Raw genomic sequence first — 16,326 nt, forward strand, 5'->3', positions numbered from 1 at the left:
CCTCCTAATGTTTCATTTCATTATTTGTCAATCCATATGGATACGGATTAGAGTAACCAATCTTCCGAGAAATACTTGCCGCAGCTTCCCATAGTGGCACGAGAAATTCCTGCACCCTTTCCTTAGGTAGCGAACTAGAAAATCCAGCAATACTTATGGAAAATTCCACTTCATTTAATCTATTAAAAATAGGAGCAGCGATTGATACCGTTCCTTCTTCTAACTCGGAATCACTGTACGCATATCCATTTTTTCTTGTTTCATGAATAAAAGACCAGACATCTTCTACTTTTTTAGGTGTTTGACTTGCATAATAAGTCATCGGTTGATTTAAAATTTCTGTAATTTCGTCATCAGGTAAATAAGAAAGTAACGTTCGTGTACAAGCTCCAGCATAAAGTGGTGCTCTTCTACCTGTTTTGGTATATAGACGAACAGGTCTTGTACTTTCCACTTTTTCTATATAAACACCTTCGTCTCTATCTCTTGAAACTAATTGAATAGCTTCATTGAATTTAGATTGAAGTATTTTCATATATGGTAGAGAAATATTACGGATTTCCAAATTACTAGCAACAATATTTCCTAAATACATTAGTTTAAGCCCTAACGAATAAGTATCTCCTTCTACTAATACTCCATTTTTTTCTATTTCTGATCTTTGTAGAAATCCATAATCCACGAAAGTTTTCAAAAGTCTGTGTACGGTTGGCTTGGGTATTTGTGTAAAAGTAGATATTTCATCCAGTCGCCAAAAAGATTTCTCTTCCGTAAATAATTCGAGTAATTGAAATCCTTTTTCGATTGTTTTACTCATACATTCACCACATCTTTTGATTCGTGCAAGTGACATGAAACAAAATGATTATCTTTTGTTTCCAATAAAGTCGGCTTAATCGTTTTGCATATTTCCATCGCTGCAAAGCACCTTGGATGAAAAGTACATCCATTTGGTGGATTCGCTGGACTCGGTACATCTCCCGTTAAAATGATACGTTCTTTCTTTTGCAAAGGATGTGCACTTGGTAGAGCTGATAATAGGGCTGTCGAATAGGGATGATTTGGATTATCGTATAGGTCATCTTTATCTGCTATCTCAACCATCTTCCCTAAATACATAACACCTATTCGGTCACAGAAGTGTTTAACTACGCTTAAATCATGGGAAATAAATATATACGTTAATCCAAACTCTTTTTGTAAATCTCGCATTAAATTTAATACTTGTGACTGAATAGATACATCCAATGCAGAAACTGGCTCGTCTGCAATAATAAGTTTAGGCTTAGATATTAGAGCTCTTGCAATTCCAATTCGTTGTCGCTGCCCCCCTGAAAATTCATGGGGTAAACGTTTTAATTGATTAACCGTCAAACCAACTTGTTCTGCAACTTCAAGTACACTTTTTTCTCTTTCTTCCTTACTTGTCATTCCGAAATTGATAAGTGGTTCTTCAATAATGTCGAATACTCTCATTCTGGGATTCAACGAAGCAAATGGGTCCTGAAAAACAATTTGAATATCTTTTCTCATAAGTCTCATACTATTTTTATCTAGTGATGCAAGGTCTGTCCCTTCAAAATATACAGAGCCTTCTGTTGGCTCTAGTAATCTTAAAATCGTTCTTCCAACAGTACTTTTTCCACATCCTGATTCTCCAACAATGCCAAAAGTTTCTCCACGTTTCACTTCAAAAGAAATATCATCTACTGCTTTTACTTGTTGAAGTGTTTTATTCCCTAAAATTCCGCCTTTAATAGGAAAATATTTTTTTAAGTTCTCCACTTTTAATAGTGTTTCCTCATGCTTCATTATGAATCACCTCAGATGCTGTTTCTGGATCATATAGCCAACATTGAACACGCGTCCCGTCTGTTGTTGTAATTAGTGGAGGCTTTTCCGAGCATTTATCAAATGCCTTTTTACATCTTGGAGCAAAACGGCAGCCTTCTGGCATACTACCTGGTGCAGGAACGACTCCTGGTATGGATGACAAATATTCCTTTTGCTCCGAAATGTTTGGAAGCGATTCCATTAATCCTTGCGTGTATGGATGCTTAGGATAATCAAATAAATTTACAACATTCGCTTCTTCCACTATTTCCCCTGCATACATAACAATCACACGATCACACATTTCAGAAACTACACCTAAATCATGAGTGATTAATACGATAGACATATGTAATTTTTCTTGTAAGCTTTTCATAAGTTCTAAAATTTGTGCTTGAATAGTTACATCAAGAGCTGTAGTAGGCTCATCTGCTATTAAAATTTCTGGATTACATGCCAAAGCAATTGCAATCATAATACGTTGTCTCATCCCACCTGATAGTTGGTGCGGATAATCATTCAGTACTTGTTCAGGTCTAGGTATCCCAACTAATTTCAGCATTTCTAAAGCTCGATACTTCGCAACTTTTTTCGATACTGTTTCATGACTCAAAATCATTTCTACAATCTGACTTCCAATTGTATAAACTGGATTTAAAGAACTCATTGGTTCTTGGAAGATCATAGATACTTTCTTTCCACGAACCTTTCTCCAATCTTTGTTGTTGAATTGTTTAAAATGTAAGTCTCCTACTTGAATGTCCCCGTCTTGCCACACTACCCCAGGTGGAAGGAGCCCCATCAATGAAAGAGATGTCATACTCTTACCACATCCAGATTCTCCAACAATTCCTAAAGTCTCTGCTTTATTTAAATGAAAGCTAATGCCGTTCACAATTGCAATATCTCTATCCTCATCGTGTATGCCAACTTGAAGATTCTCTACATGCATCACTTTCGAAACCATCGAGTCACCCCTCATCGTTCCATTATGTGGAACGCTATTTCATATATTGATTCTTTTTTATATACTAAAGAATTTTCAGATTAATAGCAATAGTTTTTTTATTTTTCAGCTCAATGGTTACTATTTTTCTACTCTTTAACCGCTATCTACAGCGATTTTCTATATATATTTATATATTTCCTAAAAAAAAAGCTATCCCAAAAGTCATTTTTACGACTTTTGGGATAGCTTAATTTAACTTTTTACTATTCATAACATAAAATATTAGTATAAATCTAAAACATCGGCATATTTCCACTTACCATCTACTTTTTTCAATAAATATACAGTCGTAACTGTTTCAGAATAACCAGCTTCTGTTATTTTATCTGTCGTTTCTACAAACGCATATCCATCTAAAATCGAATATACATTTGAATCAACAAGCTCAAACTTCAAATCAAATTCTGCAAATCCTTCCTTCATTTGTTCTTTTACAAAATCGTAATCAGGAAACTCTGGATCATACAGTTCAAACGATCCATCTACATTTTCACTATTGTACAAACCATTTGCAGTAATGAAAAACTGCTTAATTTCTTTTTCTTGTTCGGCAAAATTAGCATCTTTTCGAATAGCAACACCGTACTTATCAAAAAGCACATAGTAAATATCATCTTCTACAATCATATCTAAAGAATCAAATAACTGATTTACTTGCTTTTCAATTGCTTCTGGAGCTGCTTTTTTCGCGATAAGCGCATCTAGTTTATTCAAATCACCTTTTGCAGATATTGTATATTTTGCTCCATTCAACAAAATTTCCGCAGGCGCTTTATATGTAGCAAGGAAAGCATCACGCGTCGTTTTGCCATACACTTTGTATAATAGCTTCGCTTGTTTTCTAATTTCAGCAGATAATGCATGGTATGATTTCTCTGCAACATCCGAAGTTGGATCTTCTGCATATTGTTGTTCAAAAGTCTTCGTCAAAGCTACAATTTTATTACCAGAAGTTATAGCGTCAATATATCCCATTGTCCGGTCATAATGAAGCCCAACATTATCTGCTAATCTTTTTTCTAACTTTTGTTTTTCAGCCGCACTAGCAGATGAAACCTCTTTTTTTGCTTGTAAATAAGCAGACTTTGTTTCATTGAATATTTTCATATCTGGCGTTTTAATCGCTTTCGTATTTTCATATGAAATTTGCCATTTTAAAGCTCCTGCATAACCTTCAGCAGTCTTCACAGCTTCTTCTGCTTTTGATAATGCTGCTGCAGAAGTAGTACTAAAAGGTACAAATAATGTTGAACCCATAATTCCAATAGCCAATGAATATGAAATAATTTTCTTCATAGTAATCCCCATTCCATTAAGTAATATATTACTTTAGTAAAGTTATAAAAAGATGTAAATTACTTCTATTTTAGTTTAAAGTTTAATAGAACTCAACGCTTTTTTTTGAAAACTTTATGAATTATGTAAAGATTTTATAAAGTCCTCTAATAGATCCATTCCTTTCTCTAAAACTGGCATTGCGTATGCATAGGATATCCTAATATAACCTTCGCCTAATAAGGTAAAAGCACTACCTGGAATTACTGCCACTCCACCTTCATGAAGAAGCTTTGTTGCAAAATCAAAAGAATTTATGCCGTACTTTTCTATAGAAGGAAAAATATAAAACGCACCATTCGGCTTTACTACAGGAAGTCCCATATTAACAATTCGACTATATACATAATCCCGTCTTTTTATATATTCTACATTCATTTTAGCCGGTGTATCTTTTGCATTTGTTAATGCTTCGATTGCTGCATACTGAGCTGGCAAGTTCGCACAAATTGAATTATATGCGTGCACTCGAATAACAAACTGCATAATATTCGCTGGCCCCATTAAAAATCCAATTCGCCACCCAGTCATCGAATGAGACTTCGATACACCATGAATGAAAAACAATTTATCTCTTAATTGTTTATAAGTAGCGAATGAATTATGTTCCCCATTGAAGGTATTTTCACTGTAAATTTCATCTGTAATAATATAAAGATCTTTATTCGCTAACACTTGAACTAGCTGATCCATCGTTTCTTTTTGAATGACTACACCAGTTGGGTTGGATGGATTATTAAATAATATTGCCTTGGTCTTTTCCGTGATGAGGCCTTCCAGTCTTTCTGCTGTCGGTTGAAAGTTCGTATCTGTCGTATCCAAGTAAACTACTTTTCCACCACATAGTTCAATAATTGGTACATAGCCAGAATAAATAGGCCCTGGTAGAATAACCTCGTCGCCTTCTTCTAAAATCGTTCGAAATACGGAATCGATTCCTTCGCTAGCACCATTTGTAATCAATATTTCATTTTCAGGATGATAGGAAAATCCGTATTTATTTGAAAAAAAAGTATTCACAGCTGCTCTTAATTGTACTATTCCTGCATTATGTGAATAGCTAGTTAAGTTTTGTTCGATTGCATGTATTCCAGCAAACTTTACAGATTCTGGTGTTGGAAAATCTGGTTGACCAAGCGTTAAATTAATAGCTTTTGGGAAATTTACTAATTGATTAGAAAACTGACGAGTCCCCGGTACTTTTAAAGCTTGTGCATATCGATTTAAACTTCGAGACATGTATCTCTTCCCTCTTCCATCTTTAAATGTACTGCTATTACATATGTTATATAATGCTAGCGTTCTTGTATATATACATTTTGTAATTTTCTGAAAATAATAAAAAGAGCCTACTAACAATATATGTTAGACGGCCCATTTCATTTATAATTACATCATTTCTTCGCCTTCATGACTAAATTGCCATTCAATACCAAACTTGTCCTTTAAAGATCCATAACATTTGCTCCAAAATGTTTCTTGTAATTCCATTCCAACTTTTCCGCCTTCTTTAATCGCCTCAAAAGCAGATCGCACTTCTTCTTCGTTTTTGCTAACGAAAGCAAGGCTTATATTATTTCCTGCGATAAAAGGAGAACCAGGAAAAGTGTCAGAGAACATGACATTACTTCCACCAATACTTAAGCGCGTATGCATGACTAAATCTTTTGCTTCCTCTGGTAGAGTATAACTCGGATCTTGTGGTGACTCACCAAAAGTCATAATTTGTGGTTTGTCCACTCCAAAAACCTCTGCGTAAAATTCTGCTGCCTCACGACAATTCCCATTAAAATTAAGGTAAACATTAATAGCCATTTAATACACTCCTCATATGCGTAATGTTATTCATTCAATAATGAATGTCACTGTTATTGTATCATTTCATGCCTCGTGCAAGCCAACATTTTCATTTGAGATAAGCTATTACTGCTGATTATTAATCAAAAATATCTCCTGATCATGCTCAGCTATTTTATGTGAGTAATAATGTATTGTTTTAGACAGTTTTTCGTGAGATCCCTGTTGTAGCGTTAACGTATGTTCGAACATTTCTCCTAGACTTTTAAATGTATTTTCAACATTATCTAGTCTACTTTCCACAGTATCGAATCTTCCGTTCATTTCTTGTTTTAGTGATTGGATTTCTTGTTTTATTTCTTGTCTTACCACTTGGAATTCTTGTTTTGTTTCTTTTTTCGCTTTTCCGAATTTTTGTGCTATTTCTTGTCGTGCAGTTTGGAATTCTTGGACATTCCTTGTCTTTCGTTTTGGAATTCCTCAGACATTTCTTGTCTTACATTTTGTAATGCTTGTTTTCTCTCTGCCCGATTCACTCTTGTTCAATTATTATAACGTGTTCCATACTGTTTAGTACCTTCCATAAAGGAGTTACATTTTGGAAAGCAATCATTTTATTCTCGTATATGGGCTTCGATTTGTTTAATTCTTTCACTTAGTTCTAGTACGGCTTGCATCACTTGGTGCTGTTCAGTTTTACTTGCATGCTTATGGAGCTCGATATTCTCAACTGATTCCTCTACTTTTTGCAAACTTTGGGTCATGCCTTCGATAAAATCTGCGATATCCATTTTCCGCCTCCTCTTATTATCTTTTATTTTAAATAGCCGTAGAGTAATTTCAAATGTCAGAATTCAGAGTAATTTAACATAATAACGTTTTCGTGTCCTATTTCTATCCAAAATTCCATTTTGAGCGTGTTTAGATGTTCAAAATTTTATTTTTGCATTTTCATGTACAGTATTCAGAACATTTAGTATAATAATAGAAAAGGAGGAGATTTTCATGCATCCAAATAATGTCGATCCAGAAGAAATGGCTAAACGACACGATTTAGATTTTATTGCTTCCCTTAATATGATCGACGAAGGTGCTCCTGTTCCATTAGAGGAAAATGACAAAAAGAAAAAGGATTCTTCTAAATCCGAGGAGCCACCAAAAAGTTTTCACTAAATCCAAACCCACTTTTGTGGGTTTTTTTATGTTCATTTATTAGATACAATAGAAGAAATACGTCCAGTTTAAAATGAGGAGCAATTAAATGATAATCAAAGAAGTGAATATACGTAAAATGAAGATGATGATGAAATCTCCTTTTACAACTAGTTTTGGATCGTTTCAAGAGAAAGAATTTTCATTAATAGAAGTAAAAGATGAGCTCGGCAATACAGGCTGGGGAGAATCTACTGCATTTCAATCCCCTTGGTACAATGAAGAAACACAAGAAACAAGTCTACATATGCTGCGTGATTTCTTAATACCTCTTGTATTGAAAAAAGAAATAAATCATCCTGACGAAATAAGCAAACTGTTCGCACCCATTCGCAAAAATAATATGGCAAAGGCTTCGCTTGAAGGTGCAATTTGGGATGTATATGCAAAAAGAAATAAATTAACGCTTGCCGAAGCACTCGGTGGCACAGCCGAAAAAATCGAAGTCGGGATTAGTATCGGTATTCAAAATACAATAGATGATTTAATAGAGTTAGTACGTGGTTATATAGAAGAAGGATATAAACGAATGAAAGTCAAAATTAAGCCAGGTCATGATGTAGAAGTTATTCGAGCATTGCGTCAGGCATTTCCTACTGTTCCACTTATGGCGGATGCAAACTCTGCCTATACACTAGAAGATATTGATTTATTGAAACAGTTAGATGAATTTAATCTGACAATGATTGAACAACCGCTTGCTTCAGATGATATTATTGATCATGCTAAACTGCAAAAAGAATTACTAACTCCTATTTGCTTAGATGAGAGTATTCATTCATTAGAAGATGCTCGAAAAGCATTTGAACTTGGCAGCACGAAAATAATTAACATAAAAATTGGGCGTGTTGGCGGTTTAACCGAAGCGAAAAAAATTCATGATTTTTGCATGGAAAATAGGATTCCTGTTTGGTGTGGTGGAATGTTAGAGTCTGGTATTGGCAGAGCTCATAATGTCGCACTTACTACATTACCTAATTTTATCCTTCCAGGGGATACCTCGGGTTCTTCTCGTTATTGGGAAGAGGACATAATTATTCCAGAAGTAGTTGCGGAAAATGGATATATTACTGTTCCAACTGCTTATGGAATTGGGTATGAACCCAATTTAGAAGCAATGGATCGTTATACAGTAGACCAATTTCAGTTTAAAGCATAAGTATAGAAAATAGGCCCAGTCTTGGAGTTCAAGACTGGGCCATGTTTTTATTTTTTAACGTCTACAATTCTACCTTCAGTTTCATTTTTAATCGTTTTCATTGATTTCAGTTGCTCTTGAAGGTTTTCCCAATCTGATAAACCAAGGTCTGTAACACGACCTTCTGCATATGCCTTTTTGAATAAATCATAACCGTCTCCGCCTTGAACAGCAGTAAAAGCATTTGTAGCTACAACATATTTTTCTGTATCATTTAATTCTACAAAGTTACCATCTGCCGCTTTGTATTTAATAGAAACAACACGTTGTCCAGCAGCCTTAGAAGAATCAAATTCTATTTTTGCTCCTGCAACATGTAGGAATCCACCATTCTCTTTTGGATACTCTTTCAAACTAATTTCAAAAGCAGCTTTTAGCTCTGCCCCTGTTAACTCCATTGTCGCTAGTGTATTTCCGAAAGGAAGTACAGTAATTACTTCGCCTACGGTAATTGGACCAGCATCAATTCCAGCACGAATTCCGCCACCATTTTGGAATGCCATAATAACTTTATCGTTGTACGTTTTTGCTTTTGCTAACATTCCATCTGTAATAATATTCCCTAGTACTGTTTCATTTTTACGTACACTTGGTTTTGTATCATCGCCTTCTGTACGTGGAAATTCAAGTGCTGCTTCTAGGACAATACCAATCTCTTGGTCGTTAATTTCTGCAACTTTTTCTTTGTAATTTTTCAATACTTCAACTGCTGCTGGATCTTCTTTTTGATCTTTCAATGGAATTAATGCACCAGTATGCCCGATAACTTTTCCTTCTTTATCGAACTGAACATCCAGGGTACCTAAAAATTCACTATACTGAAACGCTTGTACAATTACAGTTGGGTCTTTCTTAGCACCTTTGCTGTCTTTGTCTACAACAACCGGTTTTTCTAATTTCGTATGGCTATGCCCACCTACGATTACATCAATTCCGTTTACCGCTGCTGCTAATACTAGATCGTTATCATATGCGGGATTATCATCGTAGCCAATATGTGTTACAGCTACAACTTTATTTACCCCTTGTTTTTCGAACTCATCTACCATTTTTTGAGCAGCTACAATGTAGTCAGAGAATGTAACGTCTTGTGGGCTTGCAATATCAACTGTTTCAGCTGTAGTAAGACCGAATAATCCAACTTTTTGGCCATCAACTTCTTTAATGATGCCACTATAAATTTGTCCATCTTTTGGATCTGTAGATACATTTACATTAAATAGTCCTTGTAAATTAGCATCTTTTGAAAAATCAACATTTGAACTCACAAGTGGGAAATTCGATTTTTCGATGAATTCTTTTAATGCTTTATGCCCTTCTGGACTTGCACCAAGATCGAATTCATGGTTTCCAAATGTCATTACGTCATAACCCATTAATTTCATTAAAGCTACATCTGCTTGCCCTTTGAATTCATTGAAATACAAAGTACCTGAGAACACATCCCCAGCATCGATTAATAATGCGGATGGTTTTACAGCTCTAACTGCTTTAATCGCAGTTAAACGTTTCGGTGCTTCTGCTGTACGGGCATGTGTATCATTCACATGCATTAATGATAAAGAGAAGTCAGTGTTCAAAGCTACTTGAACTAAGTTTTCTACATATGCTTTTAGTTCATTAAATTCGCTCGGCAACTGGTCATATAAAGGCTTCATTGCTGTTACAATCGCCATTGCCTCTTCTTTTTTACCTGCTTCAAAAAGTGCTGCTGCTTTATTCGCATTCATATAAATAGTTACTGGAATTGCTAGTGCATCTCTTTTTAGATCTGCTGGCTTTTTATATTGCGCTAATAAAAGCTCACGTGCATCTTTACCAGTAAAACGATATAAAATAGCAGTTCGCTCGCGTAATTGACCAGATAGTTTATGATAAGCTGTTTCTATTTTAGCCCAGTCTTTACTTGCAATTGCTTCATCAAGTTCTTTCATAATTGGATCTAAATATTTGTCTGCATAGTTATATGCATCAATATAAGGAATAAGGCCTTTTGTAACTCTTTCATTGTATAACTGATCTAAATTTTTCAGTAGAATATCTTTATTTTTAGCATCCGATTTTACGATTTCGTCTTTTGCTTTTTGATAATTTGCTTTTGCAGTGTTGAGTATAGAGTACAACTCTGTACTTGTAGCTAGTTTTCCAGATTGTGCAGGAGTTACATAGGTATAAGATGCATGCTTGATATCTTTTCTCGCATTGTCTACTACCTCTTGTAGTGAACTATTTGCGAAAGAAACACTTGTTGCAGAAAATAGTGATGTTGCAATTATTGCAGCTGCAGCTGACTTTTTTAACTTACTATTCTTCATATCTTACCTCCTAGTTGATGTTTGAATCATTATAAAACTCATACTAGTTTCATAATTACTCACTATTTCCAACTTACCCTAGTTTTTAGTAATCTGCAAGTAAAGATTCTGATAATTCTCCGTTAATTTTCAAAAAGAGCTTGATGATTACTTTGTCGATTTTGTGGTATAATAAATCATCAAAGTAAAGATAGGAGCATCACTATGTTAAAAGATATTTTTATGGCTTTATCTGAAAATCAATTATTAAATGGCACAGCAAAAAAATATGGTTTAAAAATGGGTGCACAGCATGTAGTTGCTGGGACTAATATTCCTGAAACAATTGAAAGTATTAAAAAATTAAATGCTGTTGGTATTTCTTGTACTGTAGATAATCTTGGGGAATTTGTATTTGAAAAATCAGAGGCTTTAGAAGCGAAAGCGCAAATCATTGCTGTTATTGAAGCAATCGAAGAACACCAAGTAGACGCACATATTTCTTTAAAACCTTCTCAACTAGGGTTAGATATTGATCATGATTTCGCATATGAGAACTTAAAAGAAATTGCAGCAGCTGCACATAAATATGGTACATTTATCAATATTGATATGGAATCAACGAAACATCTACAACCTTCTTTTGACATCTTGGACAAGCTTTCAGAGGAGTTCGATAATGTCGGAACAGTAATTCAAGCATACTTCTATCGTGCTACTGAAGATATTCAAAAGTACAAAAACTTCCGTCTTCGTATCGTAAAAGGTGCTTATAAAGAGCCGGTTGAAGTTGCTTACCAAACAAAAGAAGAAATTGATAAAAACTATATCGAGTTAATCGAATGGCATTTATTGAATGGTAAATTTACTTCTATCGCAACTCATGATCATAATGTTATTAACCATGTGAAGCAATTCATTAAAAATAATAATATTTCAAATGATAAATTTGAATTCCAAATGCTTTATGGTTTCCGCACGGATATGCAACTTCAACTTGCAAAAGAAGGATATAATTTCTGTACGTATGTACCGTTTGGTAAAGACTGGTACGGTTACTTTATGCGCCGCCTTGCAGAACGTCCACAAAATATGAATCTTGTTGTAAAACAAGTATTCAACAAAAATACAAACACAATTCTTGGGATCGCTGCTGGTGCATTCGCACTTGGAAGACTTACTAAAAAAGGTAGAAAAAAATAAATAAACATACTGCATGTTGAAAAGTGACATTGTCACTTTCAACATGTTTTTTTTATTGCTACAGTAAGAAAAAACGATTAAAATGACGCCCCCTTTACTAAGCGAGCAGTTTTTGGCTCACTTTAGGCTTCTTATTAGGCTATACGATCAACGGTAAAATTTTTAAAGCTTGTTGAAAGTGGCTGCGCCCGTTTCAACAAGCTTTTTCTTCGGTCATCGTATAGCAAATGTTCGCCTTCCGCTCGCCAGAAACTTTAATATCAAGTGTTTTAATGCTTTTGGCAATAGGAGAAGCAAGTCAAATTCTATATTCTTTGAAGGTCGCCAAAGATACAGTTTTGGCGACTTTTTGTAAGTTTTTACAAAGGAACACTTCTACATGTTAATCCATTGTATAGATGAAAATGGGCTTTACCTTTTTAACAAGAAGGGCGGAATGACAAATTGTTCTCATTCTCAACAGATTAGATTCGCTTTTTATTGTCTAAAAAGTAGAGAAGTACATACTTCGTAAAAACACTAGAAAGCACATGATTACATTCTTCTAAATTAGATGGATGTAGTGAAAAGCGGCGACTCCAGCGGGAACAGTACGAGCTGAAAGCCCCGCAGGAGCGCAGCGACGAGGAGATTGAAGCCGTACCCGCGGAAAGCGACCGCTTGTAATGGAATACACTCCACCCATTCCTATACTCCCTTACTCTATATGTACCGTAAACCCTGTGTTCAGGCTACATTTTCATATACTTCCTTTAAAAAAAGCCCCTCATTTTATACAATCATAAAATGAGGGGCTTTCACTTTCCTTGTTATCGCTCAAGGAATTATTAAATTAAAATACGCCGTAAACTACTTTCTACTTCCTCGTTCAATTATCGCCCTATTACTCTATACTGCTTTACAAAAGTTTGAAGAACTTACTTCCTTCTAAGATCATCCATCAAACTTTCTATATACTATTTGGTTGTTAAATTCATTCTATACGAAATTAATGAGAATACACATAGAGTTTTATTAGAATTTGATGAGAGTTTCTATTCCAATGTCACAGAAAGAATTTTCCCAGAAATTGCATGAACTTGGATTGTAGCCTTCCCTTTACTACTTTCCTTCGTTCCTGCCTCTGGAGCACCCGATTTTATCGAAATTAAATAATAGCCACCTTCATTTGTTTTAACAAATGAAATGCTCTCCTTCGTCCCTTTGTGTTGCTGCTGTGCAATTTTAATCGCTTGCTCTTCTGAAATAAGCACAGTTGCTACCGGTAAAGATTTAGTTTCCGTATCAACTTTTGCTACATCTGGCTGACTTGACGCCAAAGAAGGGATATTTTTTTGACCATCTGCCAATGATTGCACTTCTGTCTTAGATGGGTCCTCTACTTTATCTGCATCGTTCTTTGCAGTTCCTGTTTTGGCTATGTCTTCTTTTGTTTGTTCCGCTTTTTCATCTTCCGTTTTTAACACATCTTTAATAACTTCTTTTATAACATCCCTTTTCGACTTTTCTTCCTTTTGTTCAACCGTTTTATCGTCCACTTTGGCAGGAGGATCGTCTGTTTTTACCGATGATTTTTCAACTGGTTTTGTTGTTTTCACTTCACCCGTTGCTTTCGTATCGTTTTTAAGTTTTTCTGTAGCTATTGCGGTCTTTTCTTCCTTCACTACTTTACGCTCCGCCTTCGGTTCTTTCGTACCTAACTTCTCTTCTTTTTTATGCTCCGTTTTCTCAATGAATGTCTTCGGTTCTTCCTTCACATCTTTCACCGGCTCGTCTGCTGCATTCAATTTATCTTTTATGATATATTCATCCGCTTCTGTAAGCGACAACACATCTCCCGTTACAGCATTCATCTCGACCATATACATTGCGCCACTTTTAGTAATAATCGCTTCATAAATGTCTTGGTCTTGTCCCATTGTTAAATCGGCAACTTCCGCACTATACATTTGCTCCAGTTGGGAGCGAACTTCATTTTCAGATATCGATTGATGATTTTTCGTAGCATAGACTAAAATAGTTGTCCCTGCAACAACAATTGTTGCCATAAAAATAGGGAGAAATTTTTTCTTTTGGAAAAATTTCATTCACACATTCCTCCTCAAAATCATCATACTGCATGAACATTAAAAATCCATGAGAATCAAATTTTTAGGAATAAAAATAATAATCGTCGTCCCAAAGCCTACTGTACTATCAATAGTCAGTTCAGCAGAAAGCCTTTCCGCGATATCTTTTGCAATTGCCAAACCGAGTCCAGTTCCTCCAGTTTCTCGATTACGATCTTCGTCTACACGATAAAAACGATTATAAACATGCTCTAAATCTTTTTTCGGGATACCATTTCCATAATCTAAAACGGAAATTACTATACCTTGTGCATTTTCAGAAATAGTTGTTTTAATATCTTTTTCACTATATTTTCGTGCATTATCTAAAATAATAAAAAGCAATTGTCTCAGCTGTTCAATATCTGTTCGTGCATAGATCGGACCTTCTCCTTTTAGATGAAAGTTCCTATTGTAAGCACGTCGCATCGATTGCAAAGTAGTTTCTACTAAATCGTAAATATCCACTTCTTCAAAGGATTTCAACGCATTATCGCTACTTTTTGCAAGAAGAAGCATTTGTGAAATCATTTCTTTCATTCTGCTTGTTTCGCTTATGATTGCCGCAATCGATTCTTCAGCAATTTCCTTATTATTTAGACCATGCCTTGAGAGCAGTTTTGCATAGCTTTCAATTACAGTTAAAGGCGTTTTTAATTCATGTGATGCATCTGATACGAATTGTTCCTGCTTATTATAATTTTGTTCCAGCTGATCCATCATTTCATTGAACGCAATACCCATTTGGGCCATTTCATCTTTTCCATTCGGCGGAACCGTAATTTTTTCATACTTGCCTGATAATCTACTTTGTGACATCGTTTTAATAAGTTTGTTAATCGGTTTCGTAATAGTTCTCCCTAACGATATGCTCGAAGCTATCATAAGTAGCATTCCCGCTATCGTTACACCGAATAATATAAGGCGTAAAAAGTCCAAGTTTTTTTTCGTATCTGTTAGTAAAACCATTGTTTGCACTTCTGCAACTTTGCCATCCACCCAAATAACAGGCTTACTAATGGCTAAAACGGGTGTACCATGAAAAGTCCCTGTAGAATATCTCTCACCTGCGTCAAACTTCGGCTGATAATCGTTTACATCAATCAGTGTTTGTACAAGTAATTTGACATTCCCATTCGTTTCATTCACACGAATTGCACCATTCGCTGGGATGAATGTGCGCAAAATCGTTGCAGCATCATCTTGGTCTCCCATTTTACTTAGGGCAGATATCAAGTCATCTGTATCTGCATTTAGCTGCTTATATTCTGTATCAAAAGCCATCTGTTCAAATAGAAAATAAATTCCCACATTCATCATGTTCAAAATGATAAATGTTAGGAATGTAGAGAATAGATGTATTTTTGTTTTAAGCCTCATTCTTTTTGCCCCTTCAATACATATCCAACACCGCGCACAGTTTGAATAAGAGATGGCTTATTATCTCCTTCTAATTTTTTTCGCACATATCGTATGTATACATCTACTACATTTGTATCTCCATAATAATCAAATCCCCAGACTGCATCCAACAGTTGCTCCCGTGTCAACACTTGCGTAGGATGTTTCATCATATAAAGTAATAAATCATACTCACGAGGAGTCAGATTAATATAAGTTCCATCTCTTACTACATCTCGTGTTTGTTCGTTGAGCGTAAGTGTTTCAAAAGAATGTACATTTTCATCTTGTTCCACTGGAAAAGATGTTGGTTTTGAAAAGCGAATAGCTGTACGAACACGTGCTAATAGTTCCTCTATTTCAAACGGTTTCGTGACATAATCGTTTGCCCCAATGTTTAATCCAGTTACTTTATCTTCTACATTACTTTTGGCAGTTAGTAAAATAACAGGTGTATCTGATTCTGTTGCGCGAATTCTTCGCAAAACGTCCATCCCATTTAGTCCTGGCAACATGACATCTAATAGTATTAGGTCCCATTGTTTCTCGCGGTATTTTATCAGGCCATCTGTTCCTGAATATGCTATATCGACTACATATCCTTCGAATTCTAATTCTAATTGTAATACGCGTGCAATATTTTTCTCATCTTCAATGATTAGAACCTCTCCCTTCAATTAAATCACTCCTTTTTTCTTTCTATTTTATCACACAAATTGTATGTCGAATTTTTTAGTGAAAACAGCAGAACAAATTTTCAATTTACGCTACAGAGGCGGACGCGTACCGCGGGCACGGCTTCAGCCGCTTCCCTCACTTCGTTCAGTCCAGGGTCTTCAGCTCGCGCTTTCCCGCAGGTGTCGCCGCTTCTTTCGCTCCAATCCAATAGAGCTTACTTACGTATTTGGAGTGGAAGAAAAAGTAAGAATGAATGTT

The 16,326-nt window shown here is 35.4% G+C and carries 15 protein-coding genes; 3 read left to right on the top strand and 12 right to left on the bottom strand.

The window, feature by feature from the left end:
- Positions 1–4: 4 nt before the first annotated feature.
- The 8 genes from RUH95_RS09645 to RUH95_RS09680 all read right to left on the bottom strand — a co-directional run bounded on the left by RUH95_RS09645 (position 5) and on the right by RUH95_RS09680 (position 6,765).
- Entirely contained in the window at positions 5–817 is an 813-nt protein-coding gene (locus tag RUH95_RS09645) for an IclR family transcriptional regulator (protein WP_313892653.1), read from the bottom strand.
- Positions 814–1,812 (bottom strand): ABC transporter ATP-binding protein, encoded by a 999-nt coding sequence (locus tag RUH95_RS09650; protein ID WP_313892654.1) that lies wholly within the window; start codon positions 1,810–1,812, stop codon positions 814–816. The genes RUH95_RS09645 and RUH95_RS09650 overlap by 4 nt, the downstream gene beginning before the upstream one ends.
- On the bottom strand, positions 1,802–2,800 hold the full coding sequence (locus tag RUH95_RS09655; RefSeq protein ID WP_313892655.1) for an ABC transporter ATP-binding protein: 999 nt from the start codon (positions 2,798–2,800) through the stop codon (positions 1,802–1,804). The genes RUH95_RS09650 and RUH95_RS09655 overlap by 11 nt, the downstream gene beginning before the upstream one ends.
- 264 nt (positions 2,801–3,064) lie before the next feature.
- Positions 3,065–4,138 (bottom strand): hypothetical protein, encoded by a 1,074-nt coding sequence (locus RUH95_RS09660; RefSeq protein WP_313892656.1) that lies wholly within the window; start codon positions 4,136–4,138, stop codon positions 3,065–3,067.
- Positions 4,139–4,252: 114 nt separating this feature from the next.
- Positions 4,253–5,416 (bottom strand): aminotransferase class I/II-fold pyridoxal phosphate-dependent enzyme, encoded by a 1,164-nt coding sequence (locus RUH95_RS09665; protein WP_313892657.1) that lies wholly within the window; start codon positions 5,414–5,416, stop codon positions 4,253–4,255.
- 150 nt (positions 5,417–5,566) lie between these two features.
- Positions 5,567–5,992: a VOC family protein gene (locus RUH95_RS09670; protein WP_313892658.1), complete on the bottom strand. Its 426-nt coding sequence runs from the start codon at positions 5,990–5,992 to the stop codon at positions 5,567–5,569.
- A 108-nt stretch (positions 5,993–6,100) separates the two neighbouring features.
- On the bottom strand, positions 6,101–6,346 hold the full coding sequence (locus RUH95_RS09675; RefSeq protein ID WP_313892659.1) for a hypothetical protein: 246 nt from the start codon (positions 6,344–6,346) through the stop codon (positions 6,101–6,103).
- A 242-nt stretch (positions 6,347–6,588) separates the two neighbouring features.
- Complete coding sequence (locus RUH95_RS09680; protein WP_313892660.1) at positions 6,589–6,765, bottom strand: hypothetical protein; 177 nt, start codon at positions 6,763–6,765, stop codon at positions 6,589–6,591.
- A gap of 214 nt (positions 6,766–6,979) precedes the next feature.
- Between RUH95_RS09680 and RUH95_RS09685 the strand changes: the two genes are divergently transcribed.
- Complete coding sequence (locus RUH95_RS09685) at positions 6,980–7,147, top strand: hypothetical protein (protein WP_313892661.1); 168 nt, start codon at positions 6,980–6,982, stop codon at positions 7,145–7,147.
- A gap of 88 nt (positions 7,148–7,235) precedes the next feature.
- Positions 7,236–8,345 (top strand): o-succinylbenzoate synthase, encoded by a 1,110-nt coding sequence (gene menC / locus RUH95_RS09690; RefSeq protein ID WP_313892662.1) that lies wholly within the window; start codon positions 7,236–7,238, stop codon positions 8,343–8,345.
- Between the two features lie 47 nt (positions 8,346–8,392).
- Here the strand turns inward: menC and RUH95_RS09695 are convergent, their stop codons facing one another.
- Entirely contained in the window at positions 8,393–10,699 is a 2,307-nt protein-coding gene (locus RUH95_RS09695) for a 5'-nucleotidase C-terminal domain-containing protein (protein ID WP_313892663.1), read from the bottom strand.
- Positions 10,700–10,903: 204 nt separating this feature from the next.
- On the opposite strand from RUH95_RS09695, the gene RUH95_RS09700 reads away from it, so the two are divergent.
- On the top strand, positions 10,904–11,881 hold the full coding sequence (locus RUH95_RS09700) for a proline dehydrogenase family protein (RefSeq protein ID WP_313892664.1): 978 nt from the start codon (positions 10,904–10,906) through the stop codon (positions 11,879–11,881).
- A gap of 1,034 nt (positions 11,882–12,915) precedes the next feature.
- On the opposite strand, the gene RUH95_RS09705 is transcribed toward RUH95_RS09700, so the two are convergent.
- From RUH95_RS09705 to RUH95_RS09715, 3 genes are read right to left on the bottom strand one after another with little or no spacing between them, the layout of a single operon-like run.
- Entirely contained in the window at positions 12,916–13,968 is a 1,053-nt protein-coding gene (locus RUH95_RS09705; RefSeq protein WP_313892665.1) for a PepSY domain-containing protein, read from the bottom strand.
- A 39-nt stretch (positions 13,969–14,007) separates the two neighbouring features.
- The gene (locus tag RUH95_RS09710) at positions 14,008–15,369 is read right to left on the bottom strand and encodes a sensor histidine kinase (protein ID WP_313892666.1); all 1,362 of its coding nucleotides are present in this window, start codon (positions 15,367–15,369) and stop codon (positions 14,008–14,010) included.
- Entirely contained in the window at positions 15,366–16,067 is a 702-nt protein-coding gene (locus RUH95_RS09715; RefSeq protein ID WP_313892667.1) for a response regulator transcription factor, read from the bottom strand. Before RUH95_RS09715 ends, RUH95_RS09710 begins: the two co-directional genes overlap by 4 nt.
- Positions 16,068–16,326: the final 259 nt, after the last annotated feature.

The sequence above is a fragment of the Psychrobacillus sp. genome, assembly GCF_032154225.1.
Classification (GTDB): Bacteria; Bacillota; Bacilli; order Bacillales_A; family Planococcaceae; genus Psychrobacillus.